Annotated in this window: 21 protein-coding genes; 3 read left to right on the forward strand and 18 right to left on the reverse strand. The window is 63.6% G+C overall.

Annotation, left to right across the window (positions count from 1 at the left end):
* Window positions 1-37: 37 nt before the first annotated feature.
* Complete coding sequence (locus GC162_20745; GenBank protein ID MBI1371065.1) at window positions 38-925, reverse strand: sugar nucleotide-binding protein; 888 nt, start codon at window positions 923-925, stop codon at window positions 38-40.
* Window positions 926-973: 48 nt separating this feature from the next.
* Complete coding sequence (gene moaA / locus GC162_20750; protein ID MBI1371066.1) at window positions 974-1948, reverse strand: GTP 3',8-cyclase MoaA; 975 nt, start codon at window positions 1946-1948, stop codon at window positions 974-976.
* Between the two features lie 141 nt (window positions 1949-2089).
* Between moaA and ispG the strand changes: the two genes are divergently transcribed.
* Window positions 2090-3352, forward strand: coding sequence for a flavodoxin-dependent (E)-4-hydroxy-3-methylbut-2-enyl-diphosphate synthase (gene ispG / locus GC162_20755; protein ID MBI1371067.1), 1263 nt, complete (start codon window positions 2090-2092; stop codon window positions 3350-3352).
* Between the two features lie 575 nt (window positions 3353-3927).
* Here the strand turns inward: ispG and GC162_20760 are convergent.
* On the reverse strand, window positions 3928-4716 hold the full coding sequence (locus tag GC162_20760; GenBank protein ID MBI1371068.1) for a prepilin-type N-terminal cleavage/methylation domain-containing protein: 789 nt from the start codon (window positions 4714-4716) through the stop codon (window positions 3928-3930).
* Between GC162_20760 and GC162_20765 the strand changes: the two genes are divergently transcribed.
* On the forward strand, window positions 4693-5754 hold the full coding sequence (locus tag GC162_20765; GenBank protein MBI1371069.1) for an IS110 family transposase: 1062 nt from the start codon (window positions 4693-4695) through the stop codon (window positions 5752-5754). The genes GC162_20760 and GC162_20765 overlap by 24 nt on opposite strands.
* 458 nt (window positions 5755-6212) lie before the next feature.
* On the opposite strand, the gene GC162_20770 is transcribed toward GC162_20765, so the two are convergent.
* The 6 genes from GC162_20770 to GC162_20795 form a co-directional block, all read right to left on the reverse strand.
* Window positions 6213-6983, reverse strand: coding sequence for a hypothetical protein (locus tag GC162_20770; GenBank protein MBI1371070.1), 771 nt, complete (start codon window positions 6981-6983; stop codon window positions 6213-6215).
* A gap of 33 nt (window positions 6984-7016) precedes the next feature.
* Entirely contained in the window at window positions 7017-8441 is a 1425-nt protein-coding gene (locus GC162_20775; protein ID MBI1371071.1) for a hypothetical protein, read from the reverse strand.
* Window positions 8438-8911, reverse strand: coding sequence for a hypothetical protein (locus GC162_20780; protein ID MBI1371072.1), 474 nt, complete (start codon window positions 8909-8911; stop codon window positions 8438-8440). The genes GC162_20775 and GC162_20780 overlap by 4 nt, the downstream gene beginning before the upstream one ends.
* Before the next feature lie 140 nt (window positions 8912-9051).
* Entirely contained in the window at window positions 9052-9876 is an 825-nt protein-coding gene (gene fdhD, locus GC162_20785; protein ID MBI1371073.1) for a formate dehydrogenase accessory sulfurtransferase FdhD, read from the reverse strand.
* A 199-nt stretch (window positions 9877-10075) separates the two neighbouring features.
* A complete protein-coding gene (locus GC162_20790) occupies window positions 10076-11272 on the reverse strand; it encodes a YHS domain-containing protein (GenBank protein ID MBI1371074.1) in 1197 nt (398 codons plus the stop codon).
* A 21-nt stretch (window positions 11273-11293) separates the two neighbouring features.
* Window positions 11294-13531: an FdhF/YdeP family oxidoreductase gene (locus GC162_20795; protein MBI1371075.1), complete on the reverse strand. Its 2238-nt coding sequence runs from the start codon at window positions 13529-13531 to the stop codon at window positions 11294-11296.
* 220 nt (window positions 13532-13751) lie between these two features.
* On the opposite strand from GC162_20795, the gene GC162_20800 reads away from it, so the two are divergent.
* A complete protein-coding gene (locus tag GC162_20800) occupies window positions 13752-14042 on the forward strand; it encodes a hypothetical protein (protein ID MBI1371076.1) in 291 nt (96 codons plus the stop codon).
* Window positions 14043-14150: 108 nt separating this feature from the next.
* On the opposite strand, the gene GC162_20805 is transcribed toward GC162_20800, so the two are convergent.
* From GC162_20805 to GC162_20845, 9 genes are all read right to left on the reverse strand, one after another.
* Window positions 14151-16844, reverse strand: coding sequence for a tetratricopeptide repeat protein (locus GC162_20805; protein ID MBI1371077.1), 2694 nt, complete (start codon window positions 16842-16844; stop codon window positions 14151-14153).
* A 9-nt stretch (window positions 16845-16853) separates the two neighbouring features.
* Complete coding sequence (locus GC162_20810) at window positions 16854-17330, reverse strand: hypothetical protein (protein ID MBI1371078.1); 477 nt, start codon at window positions 17328-17330, stop codon at window positions 16854-16856.
* Between the two features lie 17 nt (window positions 17331-17347).
* A complete protein-coding gene (locus GC162_20815) occupies window positions 17348-17887 on the reverse strand; it encodes a hypothetical protein (protein MBI1371079.1) in 540 nt (179 codons plus the stop codon).
* Between the two features lie 36 nt (window positions 17888-17923).
* Complete coding sequence (locus GC162_20820) at window positions 17924-18373, reverse strand: hypothetical protein (GenBank protein MBI1371080.1); 450 nt, start codon at window positions 18371-18373, stop codon at window positions 17924-17926.
* 30 nt (window positions 18374-18403) lie between these two features.
* A complete protein-coding gene (locus GC162_20825) occupies window positions 18404-19225 on the reverse strand; it encodes a hypothetical protein (GenBank protein ID MBI1371081.1) in 822 nt (273 codons plus the stop codon).
* A 90-nt stretch (window positions 19226-19315) separates the two neighbouring features.
* On the reverse strand, window positions 19316-20326 hold the full coding sequence (locus GC162_20830) for a hypothetical protein (protein ID MBI1371082.1): 1011 nt from the start codon (window positions 20324-20326) through the stop codon (window positions 19316-19318).
* Window positions 20327-20337: 11 nt separating this feature from the next.
* Complete coding sequence (locus GC162_20835; protein MBI1371083.1) at window positions 20338-21474, reverse strand: hypothetical protein; 1137 nt, start codon at window positions 21472-21474, stop codon at window positions 20338-20340.
* 113 nt (window positions 21475-21587) lie between these two features.
* Window positions 21588-22586 (reverse strand): hypothetical protein, encoded by a 999-nt coding sequence (locus GC162_20840; protein MBI1371084.1) that lies wholly within the window; start codon window positions 22584-22586, stop codon window positions 21588-21590.
* A 166-nt stretch (window positions 22587-22752) separates the two neighbouring features.
* On the reverse strand, window positions 22753-24942 hold the full coding sequence (locus GC162_20845) for a hypothetical protein (GenBank protein ID MBI1371085.1): 2190 nt from the start codon (window positions 24940-24942) through the stop codon (window positions 22753-22755).
* Between the last annotated feature and the right edge of the window lie 37 nt (window positions 24943-24979).

The following is a 24979-nucleotide window of genomic DNA, read 5'->3' on the forward strand; positions in this document are numbered from 1 at the left end:
GATCCGAATCGAGACCAGCCAGTGACTGAACGCCCCCTCACCCGGCCTGCGGCCGACCGCTCCCGGAGGGAGAGGTGTGTAAAACCATCCGCCGCACATGCTCGCGAAAGGTCCGCCGCGGCATCGTCGGCAAATCCCTCTCCCATCGCATCGTGTCCAGCGACAGATCGCGCGGGCGCGGCTCGGCACTGTGCATCGACAATCGACTGCACGCGGACAGACATTGCGAATCCGCGCCGAGTTCCTGAGCCATGATCCAACCCATCTCCCATCGACTCAGCCGCTCGACGCCGCCAAGGTGATACAGACCCGTCGCCTTCGAGTGACACGCCATGACCAACCCCCCCGCCGCTTCGGGCAGCGCCAGCGGCGTGCGCCATTCGTCTTCAAACAAGCGCACCGGCTCGCCCTTCCGCATCGCGGCGATCTGCTGATCGAAGAGCGTCGGCGAACCGTGCCGCGCCGGGCCGAACATCAGACTCACGCGCACCACCATGTTCAAATCCCCGCGCAGCACTGACGCCTCCGCCTCGACTTTCTGATGCCCGTACTCGGACACGGGGCAGGGCGGATGGCTCTCCCGGTAGGGGACATCGCTCTCGCCGTCGAAGACCATGTCGGTCGAGAGGAAGATGAGTTTCGCCTCGGTCATCGCCGCCAGATCGGCGAGTCGGCGGGTGGCGTCGACGTTGATGACCCGGACGCGGTCGGGGTCATTGAACACCTGGGCCGGCTTGGCGATCGCCGCCGCGTGAATCACCGCCTCCGGCCGCTCGCGCTCAAAAGCGCGCGTCAGCGCCGCACGATCCGTCAGATCGACCTCCCGATGCCCGCGCCACGCGATAACCTCATCGCCCTGCGCAACCAGCGCATCGTGCACATACGCTCCGAGCTGACCATTGGCACCGGTGAGTAGAACACGCATGAGGGCAATATACCGTCTCTGAAGCCCATGGCGTGACGCCTTGAGCTTTCACCCCCCGATGGCGGTCATGATGCGCAGCGGGGTGTACTGATCGCGGAAGACATGCTCGAGCGGTTTTTCCGTCAGGGCCTGACGGAAGACGCGCTCGATGGCTTCGTCGGTTCCGTCGTCGCGCAGGGCGGGTTTCAAATCCAGTTCGCCGTGGTTGCCCAGGCACGGGCGGATGAAGCCGTCGGCGGTGAGGCGCATCTTGTTGCACGATTCGCAGAAGTGCTCATCAGTCATCGCGCCGATGAACCCGATGACCGCACCGGTGCGGGCGAGCCGCCAGTAGCGCGCCGGGCCGTGACCGAGCCGATCGGTGATGGGTTCGGGCGTGTCATATTTTGACAGCAATGTCATCGCGTCGGCGATGGAAAGGAAGTGCCGGGCATCGAGCATGTCGGGCGAGCTGACGGGCATCAGCTCGATGAACCGCACGGGCAATCCGCGAGCCGCGCCGTATTCGACGATGGGCCAAAGCTGATCTTCATTAAGGTCGCGGATCATCACGGTGTTGAGCTTGATCTTTTCGAAGCCCGCGTCAATGGCGGCGTCGATGCCGGCGAGGGCTTCGTCGAGCCGGCCGCGCGTGATGCGGTGATATCGATCGGCGTCGAGGGCGTCGAGCGAGATATTGATGCTTGTCACACCCGCAGCGCGCAGACGGCGGGCGACGGGGGCGAGGCGCGTGGCGTTGGTGGTCATCGACAGCGACGCCACGCCGTCGATGCGGCCGAGCTGCTCGATGAGCGCGACGGCGTCGGTGCGAACGAGCGGCTCGCCGCCGGTGATGCGAAAGCGGCGGAACCCGAGCCCGACGGCGATGCGCACGGCGCGCTCGATTTCCTCGAAGGAGAGTATCTGATCTTTGGGGAGCCAGTCGCTGTGATGCTCGGGCATGCAGTACCCGCAGCGCTCATTGCACCGGTCGGTGATCGAGACGCGGAGGTAGTCGACTTGTCGGCCGAATCCGTCGTGCATGATGGAGCATTGTAGTCGCTGCGGCGCCTGCGGGAGCCGGGCGGGGCATGCTAGAACTACCGGGCGGTATCCGCTAAAATGGCCACCGCAAGCATCTTCCTTCCCCGCAATCCCGGCCGACGGCCCGGAGAGGCAGCCCCTATGCTCCCGCGACGCAAAACACGGCAGGTCACCCTCGGCGATCAAACCCATACCCTCGTCAAAATCGGCGGTGACGCCCCGGTCGCCGTGCAGTCCATGACCAGCGGGTACACCCACGACATCGCCAAGTGCGTCGCCGAGATTCACAAGCTCGCCGCCGCCGGCTGCGACATCGTCCGCGTCGCCGTCCCCGAAAAGAAAGACACCCAGGCCCTCAAGGAAATCATCCCGCAGGTCCAGGTCCCCATCGTCGCCGACGTGCATTTTCATTTCCAGCGCGCCCTCGAAGCCATCGAGTCCGGCGTCCATAAAATCCGACTCAACCCCGGCAACATCCAGGATCGCAAACAAGTCGAGGAAGTCATCGCCGCGTGCAAGGAACGCAAAATCCCCATCCGCATCGGCGTCAACGAGGGCTCCATCATCGAGCGCAAGGACAAGCAGAAGCGCATGAAGGAGCTCGGCGGCGTGTTCTCGACGTCCAAACACGCCCACTTCCTGGCGATCATGATCACCAAGCTCGAAGAATACCTGGACATCTTCTACGAAAACGATTTCCACGACATTGTCATCTCCGCGAAAAGCCCCGACCCGACGCTCGTCATCGAGGCGTACACCGAAATCAGCAAGCGGTTTGATCATCCGCTGCATCTGGGCGTGACCCATGCCGGGCCGCGCGAGACGGCGATGATCCGCTCGTGCGTGCCGCTCGGTCATCTGCTCGCTTCCGGCGTCGGCGACACGATCCGCATCAGCTACGCCTCCGACCCGGTGTACGAAGTCGAGGATGCGCTGGAGATGCTCTACTGTCTGCAACTGCGGGAGCGCAAGGGCGTGGACCTGATCGCCTGTCCGACCTGCGGGCGCATTCAGGTGGATTTGTACACGCTCGTGCAGGATGTGCGCAAGAAGCTCGCCGAGGAGATCGTGCTGCCCATCAAGGTCGCCGTCATGGGCTGCATCGTCAACGGCCCGGGCGAAGCGGAAGGCGCCGATGTCGCCATCTTCGCCGGCGATCGACGCGGGATCATCTACGTGCAGGGCCAGAAGGTCGCCAACGTCCCCGAAGAACAGATTCTCGAAACCCTGCTCAAACACTGCAAGGAATTCGAGGAAAAGGTCAAGAGCGGCAAGGCGAAACTCGGCGAGAAAGTCGTCGAAATCCTCCCGCCCGACCCGATCGGCGAACTGGGCTCCGGCTTCGACAAAATCGCCGCGGGCAACGTCGAGAAGATGACCGACCTGACCGTCGGCGGACGATAAGCAGCACAACATTCGTTGAACCCATGAAGCCCACGGATTGAATCCGCGGGTTTCTTCATGCGCCCGCAACTGCGTCCCGTTCCCCATTCACACCCGCGCGGCACGCCCCCGATTTTCCACCACTTCCGTGCGCCCTCGTTCCCCGCTCCATATCGCAACTTTTCGCGCACCGGGTTGGCCCCCGGCCCGACGCTGCGCGCCCGGTGCGCATCGGCGCGGTGGGCGTCGCCAACCCCGTGCGCGCTTTTGCGGGACTTACATCAACACCGCGACGCGCCCGTGCGATTTTCGCCGCTCTGGTGCGCACCATGCGAGCGGCGCGCGGCGTGAAGCGGGTGAAACTCCCCAACCAGCGCGCGGTCCTAACGCATTGAACCTGCCGGCGGCGCGGATCCCGATGATCGGCGGCTACGGAAGGGTGATCTTGCCCTGTGGCTGGAAAATCATGGACCACTGCTGTTCGTACAGGCCGGGAAAAGGTTCCTGACACCCTGCATCGCCCACCCTGCATCGCCATCGCTCTCAGTGTGTGGGTATCGCAAGTGCGGCGGGACCGTCGTGATCGCCCGCCCGATTCAATTCAGATTATCCCAGTTGCCCTGCCACTGGACCGTGATGTCGCTTTGCATGTGCAGCCCGACATGGCCGTCGACATACAGCAGCGATGTGGACTCGACCGCGTCGTTCCACACGTGCCCGCCCTGCCGATAGGACGGGGTCGTGCCCGTACCGAGCGGGGCATACAACATGTCGCTGACGATCGGATGATCGACGGGCTTGCCATCGGTGACTTTTGAGAAGAACCCCATGGGATGGGTCGGCGTGCTCGGATACCAGTAGTTGCTCGTATCGTGCCGCGGGACCCACCAGTTATGCGGGATGATCGAGAACTTGTTGCCGGGATAGAGCATCGCCGCAAGCGCCGCGTTCTGATCGGCGGCGTCCTGCGAAGCGTGATAGCGAAGCGGGCAGTACCACGGCCCGCCGCCCTGCCGCCACGTGAGCCCATAAGGAATCAGCGACGGCAACAGACCATTGCCCGTGTCCCATGTGTTATGCCCCGTGCTCTGGCCCGGTCCGAACTGCGGGAGATAGCTGAGATTGTCCGACGCATAACCGATGCACGCCACGCCCCACTGCCGGTAATTCGCCTCGCACTGCACGAGCTTGGCCAGATACCGCGCCCGCGTCAGCGACGGCAACAGGATCGCCGTCAGCAGCGCGATGACCGCCGCGACGACGAGGAGTTCAATGAGCGTGAAACCATGTAGGGACCGGCCGGCTCGGCACACGATAGGCTTGCTATCGAGCACGTGCTCGGAGCTTGAACCCATCCCTACATGGAGGACCGTCTCATGGCACATTCACTCACCGCTTTCCAGAACCATTGGTGCGTCGGCGTTGATCTGCACAAGGCGCAGATGACGATCGCCGTGCTCGACCCGGCGACGGGGCAGGTCGCGTTCACGACGATCGCGTGCAAGTGTCGGGCGCAGGTCGTCGCGTTTTTCAGCGCGTTGCCCCGGCCGCACGTGGTGGCGATCGAGGCGGTGGGGTTTTACCGCTGGCTCTGGGATCTGTTGGAGCCGATCGTTGAGAAGCTGTTGCTGGCGGACGCCACGCAGTGCCGGGCGCTGGCGGGTCGTCGGATCAAGACGGATCGTCACGATGCTTTGAACGTGGCGGAGCTTTTGGCGGCGGGTCGATTGCCGATCGCCTGGGCGCCGCCGTCGCAGATCGCGGCGCTTCGGGACGTGACGCGTCATCGCCACTATCTGTCCCGCCAGCACGCGCGTTGCCTGCACCGCGTCCAGGCCATCATGCATCAGGTCAACCGCCCCGGCCCCGCCCGAATGAAAGCGCCGCAGCTCATGCGCTACCTCAAGGCCCAGCGCGACAAGCTGCCGGCGCATCTGGTGAGCCAGCTTGAGATGGCGGTCGACGAGATGGTGCTCGTCGAACGTCAGCTCGATCAGATCGCAGCCTCGCTCAAGGCCACGCTCGCCCAGCCGCGCTGGGCCGACGAAGCGCAGCGGCTCATGAGCTTTCCGGGGGTGGGTGTGCTCATCGCCGCGGCGGTGCTGGCGGAAGTCGGCGACTTTGACCGCTTCGCCGACCGCGATGCGTTGACGCGTTACGCCGGTCTGAATCCGCGCACCTTCAGCAGCGACACGACCGTCCGCACGGGCAAGCTGGCCAAGGCCGGTTCGCGTGAACTGCGCTGGGCGTTGGTGCAGGCGGCGTGGGTGGCCGTGCGCTGCGACGATTCGGTCAAACGCCTCTGGCTGCGCATCCGCAAACGCACCGGGGGCAAACGCGCGATCATCGCCGTCGCCCGCCGGATGCTGCTGTGGATGCGTGCCGCACACAAAAAGGGGGCTGCCTATCGACACGCCGCGTGAAGCGTCAACATCGTGATGAACCGATCCGATCGAGCCGGCAAGCGATGACATGCCGCCGCGAGCGTCACTGCTTTCATACGCCACGGGCTCAACGCCCCCTCGAGCGTCCGAGTGTGAATACGCCGCCGCGGCTTCGTACACGATCTCATGCGCCCGATCCCCGCGACCGCGAGCGCCAATAGCTGACCGACCGCTGCCGACCACGATCAAACACCCCCCAAACGGGAGCACTTGACTTGGACCTACATAGCTGAACGCGCGACGTTGCATGAGTTGCCTTCCCATCATCGCCGCCGGACGAGCAGCGTGCGGCATCCGACGTCACCATCCGGCCGCCGGCTCGATTCGTCGAGCCCAAACCCGCCAGAGTTTGCCTTAAACGGCGCGGACGGTGACCTGTTCGGACAATGCGATGCGCCGGCTTTCGCTGACGCGTCGCGAGCAGGCAAACAATCGATTCAGCGCCGTCGGCGCAGGGTCAATAATCCAAGGAGCGAAAGTCCCGCCGGCAGCGCCGCGGGCGTCGGCACGAGCTTGACGGCCACCGCGTCGATGTGCGTGCTGCGCGCGGTGTTGGTCGAGTCGACGAGAAACATCAGCCGCAGCAGGTCCGTGCCGTTGGAGGGCGTCGTCGGAACGCTCAGCGTGGCCGTGACCTGACGCCATTCGTCCTTGGCCATGCCCAGCACAATCGTCCCCGCCTGCGAGGACGCGAGCTTGTCGTACTTGACCGTGCTCTGATACGTGCCCGCGGTGTTGTTCTGAAGCCCGACGAGGAAGCGCATGTTCTGATCTTCATAGGTGCTGACCGTCAAGCCGCGGCCGACCCAGAAGCTCACCTCGATCGATCGGCCGGCGACTTCGTTGACCGTCAGATTGTGCAGGGCGGGATTGGCGTCGGTCGTGCCCTGTAGGATCTGATAGGCGAAGCCCTGCTGGCCGGCGACGCTGCCGTAGAAGAGGACGAATTCCTGATCGCCATCGGGGACATTACGCGTCGGGGTGCTGAACTGGTTGGAGAAGGTCGCGGTCGTGGGAGTCTCGACACGCGAGCCAATGCCGCTGCTGGTCCAACTGGTCATGGTTTCGTTCTGCGTCCCGACGGCTGTGGCGGGCGACTCGAAAGACGCGTTGGCGAGCGGTCCGACGGTCAACAGGGCCGCGTCGACACGGGACGCGACAGCCATGATGAGCAATGCCAGGGCAAGGCGCGGGAGCGAATCATTCATGCGATGGGTTCCTTTTGTCCCGTGTTTCATGGTTCAATTCTCCATTTGTCTGTTGGTGTGCGATTTATTCGACGGGCCGATCGTCAGCTCGTTCACATAGGCGGTGTGAGCAGCACTGGTTCTTTCACGGTTGAAAACGATCACATGGTTGGCGGGTCCGACGTAGTCGACGTCGGCGGTCAGCGTGACGGCTGGGTCGGCGTCGGCGCGTTTGCGTGCGTTGAATGAAATCGACGTGCCGGTGTCGATCAGTTCGAACTCGAAGGCGTCGTCGGGCCGCACGATCATCGACCCGTCGATGCGGACGTTCGTCACGACCGCATCGGAAGGTGCGTAGATGCGGATGCGCCCGACGTCAGGGTAATACACGACGGACAGCCCAAGCATCGGCCCGGCCTTGTCGTTGTCCCGCTCGATGCTGGCGCGTGTCGTGAAGCCGAGGATGTCATCGGGCGAGCCGATGGTGACGACGCCCGCGGCGCGCAGGTCGCGCTCATGCGGATCGTACTGGCGGCGGGTCGCGAGCCAGCCGCGGTTGACGAGTTTGATCCGCCCTTGATCGACGCTCACGGCGGCGGGATCGATCGTGACGGCGAGCCACTGATCCGGATCGAGCGCGGCGGCGCCTGCGGTAAAGACGGTCGGGCTGCGGGCGTGATTCAGATCGTCCAACCACGTCGGTTCGTCTCCGGCGATGCGGGCGATCCGGCCGACGGTCATGATGCGGTCCGGCTCGCCGTCGCGCTCGAGTCGGACCCGGCCCTCGCGCACCTCGACTTGAGCCGCACCGAGCGGATCGATCGTCAGGTCAAAGCGCGTGCCCAGATCGACGACGCGCGCCCCGTGGGGCAGATCGACCGTGAACCCGTGCGCTTCGGGGCGGCAGTATGCTTCGAGTCGGCCGGATGTGAGTTTGCCTCGGTTGGGGCCGGTCATTTCAAATTCGCACGGGCCGGTCAGGTCGACGACGGCGGTGGATTGGAACATGAGCTGGGCTTTGCCGGCGGTGAGTTTGATCGGGGCGGTGAGGCCTTCGCCGAGGGGGCGCTCGCCATCGGCGAATTGCGCATCGGTCGAGAGGTCGGAGAGGATGGCGAAAGACGCGGGAGGGTTGGAGTGCGGAGTGGGGAGTGCGGAGTGGGGAGTTGAAGGCAGGAAGACGAAGTAGAGCGCGGCGGCGAGGGCGATGAGGGCGGCAATGGAGAAACTCGAAACTCGAAACTTGAAACGCGAAGGGGAAGGGCTGATCTTTTTCGAGTTTCGTGTTTCGAGTTTCGAGCTTACCGCCATGCACACAGGCCGCGGGGCGACCAGCGCGGCATGCTGATCCATGTACATGAGCGTGAAGTCCATCGCTTCGGCGCTTTTGCGCAGAAGCGACTCAAGCTGATGCTGAGCGGCTTCGTCGAGCCGATCGTCGCACCAGGCGCTGAGCAGACTTTCGAGTTCGTGCGTCATGGCGTGCCCTCCCGCGTGAGGGTCGTGTTGACGCAGTCCATGAGATTGCGGCGGATGCGCTCGAGGGTTTTGTAGATCGTGTGGATGTTGCGGCCGGTGTCGGCGGCGAGCTGCTGCATCGTGATCGCCCGCGCGTAGCGATGCTGAAGCAGGGACTGGTCATCGTCGGAGAGCTTGGCGACGCAGTCGGCGAGGGCTTCGAGCACATCGGCGGAGAGCATGCGCACCCGCCGCCCCGCCTTGGCGCGGTGCTTGAGGGCATGGTGATAGGCGAAGCGGTAGGCCCAGGGCAGAAACGGCTTGTCGGACTCGTAGGTGTCAAAGCGCTCCCACAGCGCCACCGCCGCCTCCTGAAGCGCGTCCGCCGCATCGTCCGCCTGCGGCAAAAGCACCATCAGATAACGCAAAAGCTCGGCCTGCGAGGCCTCGAAGAGAGCAATAAACTGCTGTCGTTTCTTGATTTCCGCCATGCGGTCGTCGCCTGTTGCGAATTTTGCCGTCGGATTTCCATCACTATTTACCGCGGGGGAGGCGTTTTCGTATGGCGATCGAAAAAATTGTGGGTGATCGAAGCCATGCCCCGGTGCGGGCGACACGCGTGGCGGTGCGGCTATGTCGTTCGCAGCCGCTGCGGATGGGCATACATGTTCATCCGATTCTCACGCAGAAAACCGACGAGAGTCTGACCCACGCGCTGGGCGAAATCGACCGCCAAGCTTGACGGCGCGCTGACCGCGCCGATGAGCGCGATGCCCGCCATCGCCGCCTTCTGCATGATCTCGAAACTCGATCGGCCGGACACGATGAGCACGGCTTCGTCCGCCGGCAGGCGGTTTTCCCGCAACAGATGACCGATGACTTTGTCGACCGCGTTGTGCCGGCCGACGTCTTCGCGGAGCGCGATCAGTTCGCCGGTCGGTGTGAAGAGCGCCGCGGCGTGCAGCCCGCCGGTTTGATCAAACGTCGATTGCGCCCGCCGCATCTTGGTCGGCAGGGAGGACAGGGTCGCCGCATCAATGGTGAAATCGCCGCGCAGGGGGCGCAGTTCCTGCATGAGCCGGTCGATGGTTTGCTTGCCGCACAGGCCGCAGGAACTGGAGACGAACCATTGGCGGCGCGCCGCTTCGATGCGCTCCGCACGCTGCAACATGGCCGCATCGGTCAGCGTGACGCGCGCGATGTTGCCCCATTTGGCTTGCGCATCGAGTTCGATGTGCGCGACATCGCCCGGCTCGGCGACGACGCCTTCGGTCAGGCAGAAGCCCGCCGCCAGGTCCAGGTCGTCGCCGGGCGTCCGCATGGTGACCGCCAGCGGCGCGTCGCCGAGCCGAATCTCCAGGGGCTCCTCAACGGCCAGTCGATCGTCCGTCGGCCGGGCGCACAAGCCGTCAAGTCGCGTGATCGAACGCGTGGTGCTCGCATCGTGATCGTGCATGATGTTCATCATAATCGCCCGCGCGTCATCCTCGCCGACCGGTCGGAAAATCCGCGGTTGATATTTAGCATTTAGCCTAAATGTGATCTGATGAGCGTGCTCAAAACGTGCGGGGAATCGCGGCGGATTGAGCGGGGGGAGGCACAAAAAAAGCCCTCACAGGGGTGAGGGCTTGGGGGTCAGCGATGATGAGATTCAATCACGCGGCGGGCTTGAATTCCTTGACCTTCTTTACGACTTCCGCGGGGTTGGCGTCGAACTTCGCCTTGCACTTCTCGCAGCAGAAGCCGATCTTCTGGCCCTGGAACTCGGAGAACTGGGCGGCATCCACGGGCTTGCCCGACACGGGGCAGGTCCCGTTGATCGCGGCGCCGGCGTCGGCGGTCTTGCCCGCCTCCTTGGGCTCTTCCTTCGGTGCGGTCCAGCCGCGGTCGATCTGAAGATTCGGCAGGGCCTTCTGAAGGTCCGCCGCCCCCGCATCCGTCACGGCCGTCTGCCACAGGTAAAGCTTCTCGAGATTGGCCAGCCCCTTGAGGTTCGCCAGCCCCGCGTCCGTCACCTTCGTGCCATACAGGTTCAGGTAACGCAGTTCCGATAGCCCCTTCAGGTGCGCCAGACCGGCGTCGCCGATGGCGGTCTTCTCAAGGTGCAGGCGGCGGAGGTTCTTAAGTTCCTCAAGCTGCGCCAGGCCGTCGTCGGTGATCTTCGTGTTGGCGAGGTTGAGCCAGGCGATCTGCGTCGCGACGGGCTTGAGGTGCACCAGATGCGAGTCGCCGATCTTGTCCGCCTCGGCGCGGAAGTCGACGTTGATGAGGTTCGTGTCCTTGGCGAGCGGCATGGCCAGCGCGCCGAGTGAAGCGAGTTTCTCGATCGCCTTCCCGTCAGCGGCGGGGACCTGCGGCAGGACTTCACCCTTGGGGGCCGCGGCGTTCTTGTCCTCGGTCCACGCCCCGAAGTCCGCGCCCTCCGCGATCCACTGCTTGATGAGTTCCTGCTGATCCTTCGTCAGCGGATCGCCCTTGGGGGGCATGATGTCTTCGTCGTCGGCGGGGAGACTGACGCGCTTGAAGATTTCGCTCTCAGCGGGCTTGGACGCCACGAAGGTCTTCGCATCATCGCCGCCCTTGAGGATGGCTTCCTTGGTGTTGAGCCGGAGGCCGCCCTTGTCCTTTTCGACGCCGTGACACTTGTAGCAGCGGTCGGCGAGGATGGGGACAATCTGTTTGGCGAAATCGACCTTCTCGGCCCGCGCGGCCATCGACATGGCCGCAACACACAACACGCTCATCAACATTGCTTTTCTGATCATGAATCGTTTCCTCGACGTTGGGATCGTCAGCGGGACACCTGGCGGCGGGAAAACATTGTAGTGTGCGGTCCTCGCCGGTTCTAGCATTACGTAAAACCCTTCAAATTATTACGTTGCGGCCCCGGCCCGTTCGATGCGGACGCGGGCGTTGTAGTCGGGGACGCCGCCGAGGCGGTCGCAGGCGCCGCGGGGGATGATGACGTTGCCTTCGGGCCAGAGAATCTGAAGCGTGCGCCGGGCCACCGGCGCGATCAGGACGCGGCCGGCGTAGCGGCCGACGTCATTGGCGAGCACCACGGGATCGCCATGGCGCAGCTTCAGGGCCGCGGCGTCGTCGGCATGCATGAACACCGCATCGCGATCCGCGCCGGTGAGCGGATCGCGGTCGGCGTAGATGAGCGTGTTGAACTGCTTGCCGCGCCGGGTCGTGACATGAAACTCGCCGTCGGCCAGTTCCGTGTCCGGCACCTCCGGCGCCCGGAGATGCGCCTTGCCGTCGGGGGTCGCGAATTTGCCGTCCTGGCACAGGTGCGGCCCGCCGTATTGGAATTGATCGCCCCCGGCCTTGAGCTTCTCGATGCCCGCGTACATGGGAACCACACGCGCGATCTCCGCGCGAATCGCCTCGCCGCTGTCGCAGCCGAACAGCGGCATCCGGGCCGGATCGACCGCGGCGGCAATGTCGCGCAGGATGCGCCATTCGCATCGCGCTTCGCCGACCTGGCGTGGAATCTGCGGGCTGAGCACGACGCGGCGTTCGGTCGTCGTCTCCGTCCCGCCGCCTTCCTGTTCGTAGCGTGTCTGGGCCGGCAGGAGCAACACCGAGCCGCCCGCCATCGGGTCAATGAACATCTGATCCGTGAGAATGATGTCCTGATGAACGCGGAGCGGGACGTTGGCCATCGCGCGCGTGACGTAATCGGGATCGGGCAACGTGCGGAGGAAATTGCCGCCCAGACAATAGAGCAGGTCCAGCTCGCCGCGCAGGGCGGCATCGACCATCTCGACGGATTGGAGGCCCGGCGCATCGGGGATGTCGAAGCTGTAATGCTGGCTGAGGGCCGCGGCGTTTTTGGGATTGACCGTCGCGCCGCCGGGGAAGGCGGTGGCGTAAGCGCCCATTTCGGCCCCGCCCTGCACGCCCGAATGTCCGCGGATGGGCATGAGCCCGCACTTGTCGCGCCCGACGTAGCCGCGCATCAGGCCTAAATTCAGGATCATCTGCACCGCGTCGGCGCCGAAGACGTGCTGCGTGATGCCCATCGACCAGACGAACACGGCGTTGGGCGACTTGGCGATCAGGTCGGCGAACTCGGTCATGCTCGCGCGCGACAGGCCGCTGCGCTTTTCGAGCATCGGCCAATCGAGCTTCGCCGCCTGTTGGCGCAGTTCGTCAAAACCCGCGACGTGATTGACGACGAAACCGGCGTCATAGTCGTTGCGTTCGATGAGGATTTTGATCACGCCGTAGAGAAACGCGATGTCGCCCCCGTTGGCGACGTCGAACCAGTCGTCGGCGATGTCGGTGCCGAAGACGGCGCTGCCGGCGGTGCTGGGGACCCAGTAGCGCTTCATGCCGGGCTCTCGGTAGGGATTGACGAGGACGACGCGCGTGCCGAGTTTTTTGGCCTGGTGCAGATACTTGGTGGAGACGGGTTGGTCATTGGCGGGGTTGGAGCCGAAGAACACGATCAGGTCCGTGCCGAACCAGTCGCGGTAGCTGCACGTGCTGGCGGCGACGCCGAGCGTGGGCTTCATCGCGCCGGTGGAAGGCGAATGGCAAAGTCGGGCGGCATTATCGACGTTGTTGGTTCCCAGATAGCGCGCCACTTTCTGCGCGACGTAATACACCTCGTTGGTGATGCCCCGGCTCGTCAGAAAGAACGCCAGTCGATTCGGATCGCTGGCCTTGATGCGCCCGGCGACGAGGCCGATCGCTTCGTCCCACGAAATGCGGCGGAAGCCCGCATCGCCGGCATCGCGGAGCATGGGGTACGCCAGCCGACCGAGTTTGCGGAGCTTCTTGTTGGAAAGGTCGCGGACGCGATTCACATCGCCGAGGATCGTGTGATCCATCGGGCCGACGGTGTTCAGACGCAGGAGATTGAGTCGCGTCTGGCACAGATGGACGCCGGAGATGGTCCAGTCGTGAAACCCCGCGACGCCCAGGGCGCACCCGTCGCAGACGCCCTTGCTCAGGACCTTCCAGGCATAGGGGAGATTGTCGCGGTTCTCCCAGACAATCGAAGCCATATTGCGAAAGTGCTTGGGCTTGGTGGAGCCCAGGCCGAAGGGCACCAGGACGCGCAGCCGCTCCGCGAGGGTTTTTTGAATCTCGTGTGACAACGGAGCCCTTTCAGCGTGTGTGACGAATTATAGTGGCGTCACGATGTTGCGTACAAACTTCTGGCGGGGCGGGTGTTATGTACCCGCGCGGCGGGTCGGCGTCAAGGTCGCGCTTTGCAATAAGGCGATTCGGCCGGCGTTAAATGTTATCGCCTGCAGACGGGAGTGTTTCCCGCTTGCGTCTGGGCGATCACAATTGTTTCACAAAGGTGGAACCGGTATGCGTAATTGGATGACAATCGTTGCGGCGGCGGTGGTTCTGGTGGGCGCGGCGAACTTCGTGAAGGCGGAAGACGCCAAGAAGCCGGTCGATGTCGAAGCGGTGTTCAAGCACAAGGACACCAACGGCGACGGCAAGCTGAGCGTCGAAGAGTTCGTCGGCAAGCTGACCGGCGAGAAGGCCGACAAGGCCAAGGAGCGCTTCACCAAACTCGACAAGGATGGCGACGGCTCGCTGAGTCTCGACGAGTTCAAGGCGGGCATGGAGCACGCCAAGAAGGCCGAGAAGTAATTGGCGATCCTTCAAGACGGGGGGACTGAAGTCCCCCCGCCTCCGGCATGAAAAAAAACCCTTCGGTTCAGACCGAAGGGTTTTTCATTTGGAGGATGCACGGAATGATCACTGCGGCTGATTGCGCAGTTCCAGGCGTTTGAGCGCTTCCTTATAGCGTCCGCCGCCCAGCTCCTTGTCGAAGCGTTCGAGCTTGAGGATGGAGGTGAAGATCTTGCGCTGGGTTTCGCCGGCCGCTTTCTCATCGGTCTTGGCGAGCGCTTCGCGGTCCTTGTCCATGATGGTCAGGTACATGACCCAGCAGTCCCAGACGATGGGCGAGGACTTGTCGGGCGCGAGGGTGAGGATCTTGCTGAGCATCGCCTTGGCGTCGTCGTATTTTTCGAGATGGAACAGCGCCCGGCCGCGCCCGTAGAGGACGTCGATATTGCTGTCCCCGCCGGTCTTCTGGTAGAGGTCATCATAGATCTTCAGCGCCTCGTCGAACTTCTCGGCATTGAGAAGCTGATCGACGAGGATGAGGTTGAAGGCGGACATCGCCTTGGGGTCGTTGGCGTACTGGGGCTGGCGCTTGGCCCAGTCCAGGAGGAACTGGCCCAGGTCCATGCCGGTCTCGGCGAGTTTCTTGGCCTCGTCGGGCGCGTTGCGGAGACGGGCCTGTCGCGTCATTTCGTTGATGCGGTCCAGGACGCTCTTGATCATCGGCCCGCCCTCATCGGGGTGGACGTTGATGTACTTCTCGATCTCGTTGCGCGCCTCGGCGACCCGGCCGAGCTGCACGAGGATGCTGATGGCCATCTGCCGCTTGGACGTCACCAGGTCGGGGAACTGGGCGTACTTGACATCGAAATCGGTCAGCGCGGTGAAGGCCTTGGCCGCCTGACCGGCCGCCGCCATGACTTCCGCCTGCAGGAGCAGCGTGTCGCCCTGATTATGCAGGAGCGTCTTGGCGCGGTCGCCGCGGGTTTTGGGGATGATCGTGTCGAAGAGGCGCAGGGCGTCGTTGGCCTTGTTGATGATCACATCCGAAGCGGCGGTGCGCTCGTTGCCGGCGGGCATTTCGCGCCAGAGCACGACGCGGCAGTAGAGCGACTCGTACGCGGCGCTGATGTAGAACTCCTGATTCTGCGGGACTTTTTCATATGCTTCGACGGCCTCGTCGTAGCGCTTCTGCTCGCGGAGGAACACGCCGCGCGTGTACCACATCGTCGGCGCCTTGGGGCTGTCGGGGAAATTGGTCAGAAGACCCTTCAACGCCTTGTCGTAGACGGCGATCGCCTTGTCATTGTCCTTGTGCTGGCTGTAGACCTCCTGCGCGAGCAGGACGGCGTACTCGGCGGCCTGCGCCGCCTGCGGGTCCTTGGGGTACTTCTCGACCAATTCGACGAGCGCCGTGGCGGCGTCAAAGAGCATGCCATGCTGATAGAACGCCACGCCCTGCTTGAACAGCGCCTGCGCACGCATCGTATCGTCGATCGTCTTGTCGTCACGGGCGAGGAAGTCCTTGAGCGCTTCCTCGACCTTCTTGTATATGTCGTTGGCCTGGCCGCGGAGTTTCTTGGCTTCCTCCTTGTCGGTCGCTTCGCCGGCCTTGGCCTTGAGGTCGTTGGCCTGAGCGGTCATGGCGTCGGCGTTGGCGAGCACTTCGAGCGGCGCCATCGACGCGAGCTTGCTCGGGTCCTTGGGCGTCGCGGCGCTGCGCTCGACGATGCGGTCGTTGACGTACTTCTCGATCGTCGGCTTCCATTGGGCGGCTTCGGAACTGTTGAAAAGACGGGGATAGACCGACTGATCGCCCGAGATGGCGAATTCGCGGTCGTAGGTCAGGATGAGCAGCACCGGCGACTGCGAAGCGGGGACTTTGGTTTCCAGCTCATGCACGAGGTTGATCGCGTCCGAATCCTTCTTGAGCTGGTGCAGGGCTTCGGTCTTGGCCAGCTCGGCGGTGAGCTGGATCATCGAATCCTTGGGGGCGTCCTTGATGGCGACGTCAAGATGCTCCAGCGCCTTGTCGGCGGCGTTGAGTTTGATGAGCACGCGGCCGAGCAGACTCTCGGCCTGCACCTTGCCGGCGGGCGAGAGCGTGCCGCCGGCGAGCAGGCGCGTCAGCTCCTCGCGCGCCGCGGCGAGCCGGCGCTGGGCGTCCTTGGGCTTGGACACCATCGACGATTCATAGAACGCCCACGACTTGTAGAACGGCACGCTGAGCCCGGCCACTTCGTCGCGCAGCATGGCCCAGAAGCCCGTATTGTCGAAGTCGTTGACGAAGTTGCGGCGGCGGGGCAGATCGCCCATGAGCCGGAACAGGTCGTCGCCGGCCTCGTCCATGATGTCGCCCGCTTCGGCGGCCAGATCGTCGAAGGCCTTGCGCTGCGCCTTGGTGGGCTCGCCGAACTCGACGAACTCGGCGGCGTTGACGTACTTGAACGGAAGGGCCGTCTCGAGAATGAACTTGGCCATGTCCGTCTTCCAGATCGGCTGCTTGTGATGCGAGAACGGCGCGACCTTCAGAAGCTCGCGGTACGCATTGAGCACGTCATCGACGGCGGCGGCCCGGACCTGCGGCGCGGCCTTGTCGTCCTCGACGCGCAGCATCTGCTGCTCGATCTTGATCTCCGCGAGCTGCACCGGATCGCTGGGCGGATTCTTGTCCAGGTAATAGAGCAAAAGCTCCTTCATGTGCCGCTCGCGCAGACCCTGAATGAAGCGCGCATCGTCGAGGCGGTTCAATTGGGCGTGAGCGCCGGCGGAGCTGACGAGCAGGAGGATCAGACACCAGAGTGTGAGGCGAAGCTGTTGCATGTTCTTTTTTCAATGAGCGGCGGCGAACCGGACATTCACATATCCCGCCCGCACCGCGGCGTTGTAAGCGTTGAGCACATGGGTCCAGTGCACGGTCCGGTCGGGCACGATGTCGATCGGATCGGTCGGCAGATACGCGCCGGTCGGCTGGTCCGGCCGATGCTGCATCGCCCGCAGCGAGCGCGACAGATCGTTAAAGTCCGTCGGCGGATTGGAGGAGCCGACAAGCTGAATCGACACATCCTCGCCGCCGAGACTGCGCAGCGCAATGCGAAGCGGCGGCTGCGGATCGGTCAAGTTCGCGACAGGTGTCGGCCCGGCGGGCATCTCCGCCGGAAGCACGCCTTCGCCGACGGCGAACGCGGCGGTCAACATGAAGAAGATCAGCAGGAGGAAGCACACATCGAGCATCGAGGTCAGATTCAGCGACGGCGATTCGGTCGCCCGCTTGTCGGCGCTTCGGCTGTGACGGGTGCGGTCAGTCATCGCTCTTCCTGAACGGATCACTTGTTGGGCTGGGCGAAGTTGACGTTGGTGAACTTGGCGCGGACCGCCGCGTTGAAGGTGTTCACCACGTGCTTCCACTTCACCGTGCCGTCGGGCTTGATGATCACCGGATCATCGGGGTTGTACGGGGCCGACGGATTGTCCGGCCCGTTCTGGATCGACTTGAGCATCGCGTACAGTTCCAGCGCATTGCCCGGCGGGGTCGGCGAACCCTCAAGCTGAATCGACACGTCGTCGCCGCCGAGACTGCGCAGGAAAATCTTCAATTGGCCCTGCGGCGGCTCGTCCTTGGAGGCCTTGCCCTGCCCGGCGGGCAGGTCGGCGGGGAGGATGCCTTCGCCGACGGCGAAGCTGGCGGTGAGGATGAAGAAGATCAGAAGCTGAAAGCACACATCGAGCATGGACGTGAGGTTCAGTTCGGTCACGCCGGACTGCGCCGGCTTCTTGGACCGCGACTCATGATGGACGGTCTCGGTCGGCTTGACCTGCTGCAGATCCTCGGCGCGGCCGGTCGGTCTTTGTTTCATTTCGGACATGGCGATGCTCTCACTGCGACGCTGTCTGGCCGCGAATTACTTGCCTTTTTCTTCCAGGAAGGCCACGAGATTGATGCGCCCGATGCCCGCGGCGGTGATGGCGTTCATCACCGGCTGGACGTTCTCGTAGTTCACGCTGCCGTCGGCCCGCAGATCGATCTCGATCTCCGGGTCCTTGTCCTTTTCCGCCTGCAGCAGGCCGGTCAGCACGGAATAGTTGCCGGGCGCCACATCCGTCCCCCCCACGCGCAGGTTCTTGACCTGGCCGGTCGTGCCTTCGGGAATGACGTTGACGATGACCTTCTTGCGGTCCTTCTTGTCGATGACGACGGGCTTGTCGAGGTACGGCGGTTCGAGCTTGGGCAACTCGGCGGCGGCGAAGTTGGAGATGAGCAGGAAGAAGATGATGAGCTGAAACACGATGTCCATCATGGACGTGAGGTTCAGCGTCATGGCGGCCTTGCGTGGGACTTTGACTTTGGGCATCGGGGGGCTCCCTTGGCGCGGGTCGGAGGATCAGGCCGGACGGGGCTTGGGCGACGCCGGGGCGCCGGACGCCTTGGCCGGAGCCGACGACGCCGTGCCGCCGCCGGACGCCTGCTTCTTGGCGCCGGGCTGGAACTGGCTGATGAGCACTTCGGCCCGGATCATCATCTCGATCATCATGCTGTCGATCTTCGCGCGGATCAGCGCGACCGCCGCCACGGCCGGAATACCCACGACCAGCCCCCAGAACGTCGTGATCAGCGCGGTCGAAATACCGCCGGCCAGTTCCGCCGGGTTCGGCTGCCCGCCCTTGTCGACGATGACCTGGAAGGCCACGATCATACCGTAGATCGTGCCGAACAGACCCACCATCGGCCCCACCGCGCCCAGCACGTTAAGCAGCTCCATCGCACGGATGCGCTTGGAGCCCAGCAGGTCGGTCGTCTCCTCGATCGCGCGTTCCATCGCGCCGTACCCGTTGGCGGCTTCGCTGAGCGTCGCGTGGATGATCTGCCCGAACACCGTATCGTCCGCCGCCGCCCGCTCGATGGCTTCGCGGAAGCGCTTCTCCTGAAGCAGCTCCTCGTACGCCAGCACGCTTTCCTCGGGCATGATGACGCTGATGCGGTTGTCCATGACGTGCTTGATGATCAGCGCCATCGTCGCCACGCTCATGAGGATGATCACCCAGATCATCAGCACGCCGCTGAAGTTGTCGGCCCAGAAGAACATCTGGAACACGTTGCTCTTGGGCTTGGAGGCCGATTGGGCCATGGCCGGCTGCACCATCGCCATCAGCGCCATCGCCGCCATCGCAATCGCCCAACCCTTATGCACCAGTCGTGAACGCATGAGCGTCTCCTTGAATGTTTCCAATCGTGGTCGTCGGATTCGGATCAGCCGGTCGCCTCGGCGCCGGGGTTTGTCATCGGTGTCGCCGGCTCATTTGACCGAGCCGAGCAGTTTCTCGATCTCCGCACTCTTTTCCGCATCGTCCTTGGCGAGCCCCTGCGCCTCGGTCCAAAGCTCGCGGGCGTGATCGGGCTGCTTGAGTTTCGCGAAAACCTTGCCGCCTTCGATGAGCGAAGGCAGGTAGTATTCGGTCGTGTGCGGGCGGAAGTGGATGATGACGCGCATGAACGACACGGCCGCATCCATATCCTTGCCCTGGGCGGCCTGAATCCGCCCGCGCTGATAGAGCAGCTTCGAGAGCGAAGCGCCTTCCTGCCCGAGCTGTTCATCGACGAGCTTCAGCGCCCCGTCAAAGTCCTTCTTGTCGATCATTTCCTGTACATAATCGCGGGCGCCCTCCGCCTGACCGCCGACGAGCCCGCCGGGGCCTCCGGGCGTGACGACGGGCATGACCGCCTCGCCGGGCGCCTTGTTGAGGTTCTCCATGACCTTCGTCAGCGCCTCGCGCACCTGCGGATCGAGCACCGTCGGCACCTCGATCGCCATGTTCTTGGCCATCGTCTGGCGCGTCGCCTTGTCCTCCGGCAGATTCTGCGGCACCAGCGACAGGAGCAGATCCGAGTCCACGTTCTCCATCTTGTTCAGTTCCATGAAACGCTGCATCGCCTTGGTGAACTGCCCCGAGCGGTCCAGCGCGAACGTAAGCTTGGCCGTCACCAGAAGCTTGAGCCAGTCCTCGCGGATGTCGTCGACCATCTTGGTCAGAAGGTCCGCCGCCGCGGCGTAGTCCTTCTTGTCCATCGCCGCGTCGGCCTTCTCATAGTCGGGGTACCGGCTGAGCTTCAGCGCCTGAATGTTCTGCACCGCCGTGCTCTGCTCGCCGCCGGCCGTCACAAAATAGATCAGCCCGCCGCGCATGCCCGTCACGCGGATGTTCTGATACGAGATGCCCGGCTCGCCGGGCTTGCCCACGCGAATCTCGTCCGCGCCCGCCCCCGCCGCCAGCATCAGCACCGCCAGCAACGCCGCCGTGATTTTCATCGTTGTTCGCATCATTGCAGGCCCAGGTCCGCTTCGGTGATTTTCTTGAAGATGCCCCCGTGCTGCTTGGCGATGTCGCTGAGCGTGTTGAGCGGGTCGGGGTACAGGAACTGGATCGTGTTGATCTTGATCTTGCGATCCTTGTTGGCGTCGTTGAGCATCTTCAGAAGCTCCTCGCGGTCGACTTCATAGCGGCCGTGCCCGGTGATGTTGTCGGAAAGGACGAACACCAGTTCGGGCTTGTAGCCGAGGGCGAGCTTGATCGCGGAAACGGGGTTCGTCGAGCCGCGCGGCACGATGTTGCCCGCCTCAAGCGTGATCCAGTCGGCGACGCGCTTCTTCGTGTCCGATGTCGCGCTCTTCCATCCGCGCGGCGGAACCTCGATCGCCGAGCCGGCCTGGAAGAAGATCACCGTGAAACTCTGCTTGTCCGAAAGCTCGCTGATCGAGCGCTTCAATTCCTTGATGACGAACGGCAGCGTGTCGATGAGCGACCCGGAGGCGTCCACGACGTAAATGATCTTCGTGGCGTTGCCGCCCGCACCGTAAAACTTGGCGCCGATGCCCGTGCTTGTGCCGGTCGTCGTGCCGAAGGGCGCGATCTTGCCCGCCGCCCCGCCGCCCGACAGGCCGACGAGTTCGAGCTTCGAGTCCGTATTGTTGTTGAGATTGTCCAGCGACTGATCCGTCGCCACCGCCTCCGACTGCACCTGCCGCACATTCTGCGTCGCCTGAAGCTCCAGCGATTCGCTTTCGGAAAGCTGACCGCCCGGATTCTCGCTCAACCGCGCGACGGGAATGATCGGCTGCTCCGGCGGCTCGACCATCAGATACGACCACACCAGAAACAGCGCCAGCACGATGATGCCCAGATGAAACAGCACGCTCGTCATCCACGGCAGCATCGCCTGCATTACTTCATTGATTTCCCCCGCGACGGTCGCTTCCTCTTCTTCCTCTTCCTCATCGCCTTCAATGATCGCCTCCGCGTCCTCAGCCGGCTTGGGCTGCGGCGTGGGGCGATTGATCCGTTGCGAAGCGCTCGCATTCGGGTCCGCCGAACCTTCATCCGCAAATAACCAGAACCACATGGATCGGCCTCCTGCGTCGAGATGACCGGATGGCGCTGTAAGCGCTTCCCTGTCCATCCCTTGAGGTACGCCCCTCGAACCGGGGGCGGATTAACATTAAACCGCAATCTCCGTCAATTGTCCAGCACGAAAGCGTGTCACGGGCGGCGGTTTGACGCCCCAAAACACGGTCATGGCGACCCGCCCGAATGCGGGCCGAGCAACTCAGACTCGCGCACCATCCGAAAAGTTCCGCCGTGCCCGTCGGCAATTTCATGAAGCGTGTTGAGCGGGTCGGGATAAAGGAACTGGATCGTGTGAATGCGCGTGCGATGTTGGGGGTCGAGCTTGTTCAATTCCGCGAGTAATTCGCCGCGATCGACCTCGTATCGCCCCCGGCCGGTGATGTTGTCGGACAGCACGAACATCGCCGCCGGCCGGTACCCCAGCCCGACCCGCAATGCGGGCAGCGGATTCGAGTTACCGCCGGGCACAATGTTCCCGTCATCCGCCGACACCCACCGCTTGGCGCTCATCTTCGCCGCGTCCGTCGCCGATTTGAGCCCCCGCGGGGGAAGTTCGATGGCGATGTCCCGCTGAAAGAAAATCACCGTGAATTTCTGATCCGCCCCCAATCGATCGATCGAGCGCTTCAGTTCATCGGTCACGAATTTCATATCCCCCAGCAGCGAGCCCGAAGCATCGATGACGTACACCACGCTCGGCGGCACCGCGCCCGCCGGGGCGTCGAGATACCCGATCGCCCCGCCATCGGTGACGACCCCGCCGATCGCCTTCGCGCTCGACCCGCCCTGCACGCCGATCAGATCCTCCCACTTGCCCTTTGTCGCATTCAGGTTCGTCGGGTCCGCCGGTTGCACCGCTTCCGATTTGACCGTCCGCAGGTCGGTCGCGCGCGGCGTCAATACCGGAGCGTCGGTCGTGTTGAGACTGGATTGGGTCTTGTACATGCTCGAGGTTGGTATGACGTTGCTCATGTCGCCGTCGCGTTCATCGCGATCCGCCTGCGTAAAGATCACCAGAAAGATCGCCAGCACGATGACGCCCAGGTGGAAGGTCACGCTGGTGAGCCATGGCAGAAACTCCGCCACCGCTTCGTTGATCTCGTCTTTCACGCTCGCGGATTCGTGTTCATCGCTCAGGGGCGCGGGACAGCGGGACGCATGCATGTGCGTTCTCCCAGGGAGGTGGATTGAGGAATTCGGACGCTCCTTGGGATTGGACGCTCGACGCCGCCGATGGTTCCCCGGATGGGGCGCTGCCGCGTGAACGACTCTTTGTACGCCCCCCGCCCCCGGGAAGTTCTCGGACCGTATTGCTAAGCCGCGAGCGGCGTCATTTGGCGCCGGGCGTCACGGGCGCCGTTTTCGTCGGATGCGCCGCCCGATACGCCGCCATGCCCTCCGGCTCCGGCACGGCGATCTCGGGGTTGAGGCCGACCTTGCGCACCTGATCGTAAAGCGGATCGCGAATGCGGTCGTACGCCCGCTGCTTCCAGTCCAGCGGCGCGCTTTCCCACACACGCGCCTTGATGAGCACCGCGTCGGGCGAGATGCGCGGCGTGAGCATGTAGCGCATGAACACATCCATCACGATGTCGTCGAACGGCGGAAGCGCCATGCGATTGCGCCCGATCACCTCCGCCCCTTCCGTCTTGTAGTCCTGCTTCTTCTGATACTTTTCGTACGCCACCTTGGCGATGTCCATGAACTGCCGGGCCCGCTGGGGTTGACGCAGGGCCATGCCCTGATCGATCGCCTGCCCGATGAAACCGGCGATCAGGCCGCGGGCGTCGTCCAGACTCGTGACGCTGTCCTCCTTCACGAACGTGTCGATCACGAATTCATTGAGCGGCTTCTGATAGAGCGCGACGCGCTCGGGGCCTCGGCTCGTGTACTTCTCGCGAAGCTGCTTGTAATACTTTTCGGCCTCGGCCGTGTTGCCCGCCACGTAAAGCTGCTGCACGGACCAGATGAGGAAGTTTTCGTGACCTGCCTGAAAGCTGTCGGGGGCGCCGGAGTGTTTGAGCCGATCGGAGAAGATGCGTTCGTTGGCGCCGTACACCGCGTGGTCGTACGCCTCGATGTACCGCACGTCGGGCAACTGCTCGTACTCCATCGACACGGGATCGAAGCTCAGATAGCCCGTATGCGTCAGGGCCTGAAGGGCGTGAAGCACCTGCCGGTCGGTGTTGAGCAGATCATAGTCGCCGCGCTGCAAAAGCCCGCCGCTGCGCCGCACGCCCAGCGCCGCCCAATACAACCCGTGCGCCGCCGGGTGACGCCAGTCCAGCGGGATCGGCGTGGGCTTCTCGCCCCGCTCGACAAACCACTTGCCCTGCATCAATTCCAGCATCCACATCGGGTCCATGTGGTACATCTGCGTCAGCGCCTTGGCCCGGGCGAACGCGATGATCTTCTCCCGCTGCGGCGCGATCGACGGGTCGTCGAGCCACCTCTGTAGCTTGAGCGTCAGCGGCGTCTTGTCCTCGGGCAGCTTCGCGCCCAGCAATTTCAAGTCCGCCGACGTATCCATCGCCTGATTCGCGATGCGCATCAACAGATCATGGTCCGGCTTGAGCCCCATCGCGTTCAGTTCGTCCAGCGCCTTCTTCGCCGCCGGATCATCCGCCAGAAGCCGGTCGATCGGGTCCGCGTAAACCTTCCGCCGCTGCGCCGTCGTCAGCGCCCGCAGCTTGTCGAGCCGGGCGGCAAGCTCGGGGCTCTTTGCACGGAGATCGGCGATCACCTGGTCAAGCTGCACATCGAACTGCTCGATCGTCAGATCGCGCAGCGGCCAGACGGCGTCGATCACCGTGTCGTTGCCCGCGTTGACCTTCAGCAGCCGCTCGAACTCCTCGCGGATCGCCTGGTCCAGTTCATGTTGATTGACGTACTTCTCGTACGCCTCGGCGATCGGCGCGAACTGGTCGATGACCTGCTGCGTCGTCCCCGCCACCGGCGCGCCCAGCAGGCGATGCCATTCCAGCGCCAACTGCGGCTTGTAGTACCAGTGCATGTCATCGGAAAACTGGCCGATCTTGTGCAGGAAAATCCAGCTCAGCTCCTTGTAGAGCAGCACGCTGTTGGGATTGAGCGGAATGCCCTCGTCGCGCAGCAGGTTGATCCCGTCGCTGACCCACTTCCAACGCTCCTGCGGCGTGTGCGTCGCCACGGAAATGTTGTACGCCATGTTCCACGCATGAAACTGCCACACCTGCGGGAAGCGCGGCTGAAGCTTCGTGATGATGTCCGCAAGCTGACTGGCCTCCCAGAACTGCCCGTCCTGCTTCATCTTCTCCGCGCGGGCCCAGAGGATATCGACCGCCAGCCCGCGGAAACTGCCCAGCGCCGCCTGCGTCAGCGCGATGTCCGGCGGCAGATTCTGCATCATCTGATCGTTGGCCGTCAGTTGAAGCGCCTGCCGCTGCCGATTGATCGCCGGCATGAGCAAAGCCGCGCCGCTGAGCGTGATGATCATCAGCGCGACCGCGATCAGGATGATGAGTGTGTCCTTGCCTTTCATGATCGTTCTTCACGCCGACGCTGAGCGGCGCTTCGCC

It is taken from the genome of Planctomycetota bacterium (assembly GCA_016125255.1).
In the GTDB taxonomy this organism is placed as follows: domain Bacteria; phylum Planctomycetota; class Phycisphaerae; order Phycisphaerales; family Zrk34; genus RI-421.

Bases quoted from the DNA above. Each gene is read 5' to 3' on its own strand.
- GC162_20745 (MBI1371065.1), bottom strand. From the start codon at position 925: ATGCGTGTTCTACTCACCGGTGCCAATGGTCAGCTCGGAGCGTATGTG.
- ispG (MBI1371067.1), top strand. From the start codon at position 2,090: ATGCTCCCGCGACGCAAAACACGGCAGGTCACCCTCGGCGATCAAACC.
- GC162_20780 (MBI1371072.1), bottom strand. From the start codon at position 8,911: ATGGCGGAAATCAAGAAACGACAGCAGTTTATTGCTCTCTTCGAGGCC.
- GC162_20820 (MBI1371080.1), bottom strand. From the start codon at position 18,373: ATGCCCAAAGTCAAAGTCCCACGCAAGGCCGCCATGACGCTGAACCTC.
- GC162_20770 (MBI1371070.1), bottom strand. From the start codon at position 6,983: ATGAATGATTCGCTCCCGCGCCTTGCCCTGGCATTGCTCATCATGGCT.
- GC162_20835 (MBI1371083.1), bottom strand. From the start codon at position 21,474: ATGGACAGGGAAGCGCTTACAGCGCCATCCGGTCATCTCGACGCAGGA.
- GC162_20765 (MBI1371069.1), top strand. From the start codon at position 4,693: ATGGAGGACCGTCTCATGGCACATTCACTCACCGCTTTCCAGAACCAT.
- GC162_20775 (MBI1371071.1), bottom strand. From the start codon at position 8,441: ATGACGCACGAACTCGAAAGTCTGCTCAGCGCCTGGTGCGACGATCGG.
- GC162_20815 (MBI1371079.1), bottom strand. From the start codon at position 17,887: ATGTCCGAAATGAAACAAAGACCGACCGGCCGCGCCGAGGATCTGCAG.
- GC162_20830 (MBI1371082.1), bottom strand. From the start codon at position 20,326: ATGAAAATCACGGCGGCGTTGCTGGCGGTGCTGATGCTGGCGGCGGGG.
- fdhD (MBI1371073.1), bottom strand. From the start codon at position 9,876: ATGCACGATCACGATGCGAGCACCACGCGTTCGATCACGCGACTTGAC.
- GC162_20790 (MBI1371074.1), bottom strand. From the start codon at position 11,272: ATGCTAGAACCGGCGAGGACCGCACACTACAATGTTTTCCCGCCGCCA.
- GC162_20800 (MBI1371076.1), top strand. From the start codon at position 13,752: ATGCGTAATTGGATGACAATCGTTGCGGCGGCGGTGGTTCTGGTGGGC.
- moaA (MBI1371066.1), bottom strand. From the start codon at position 1,948: ATGCACGACGGATTCGGCCGACAAGTCGACTACCTCCGCGTCTCGATC.
- GC162_20810 (MBI1371078.1), bottom strand. From the start codon at position 17,330: ATGACTGACCGCACCCGTCACAGCCGAAGCGCCGACAAGCGGGCGACC.
- GC162_20845 (MBI1371085.1), bottom strand. From the start codon at position 24,942: ATGAAAGGCAAGGACACACTCATCATCCTGATCGCGGTCGCGCTGATG.
- GC162_20760 (MBI1371068.1), bottom strand. From the start codon at position 4,716: ATGTGCCATGAGACGGTCCTCCATGTAGGGATGGGTTCAAGCTCCGAG.
- GC162_20840 (MBI1371084.1), bottom strand. From the start codon at position 22,586: ATGCATGCGTCCCGCTGTCCCGCGCCCCTGAGCGATGAACACGAATCC.
- GC162_20825 (MBI1371081.1), bottom strand. From the start codon at position 19,225: ATGCGTTCACGACTGGTGCATAAGGGTTGGGCGATTGCGATGGCGGCG.
- GC162_20805 (MBI1371077.1), bottom strand. From the start codon at position 16,844: ATGCAACAGCTTCGCCTCACACTCTGGTGTCTGATCCTCCTGCTCGTC.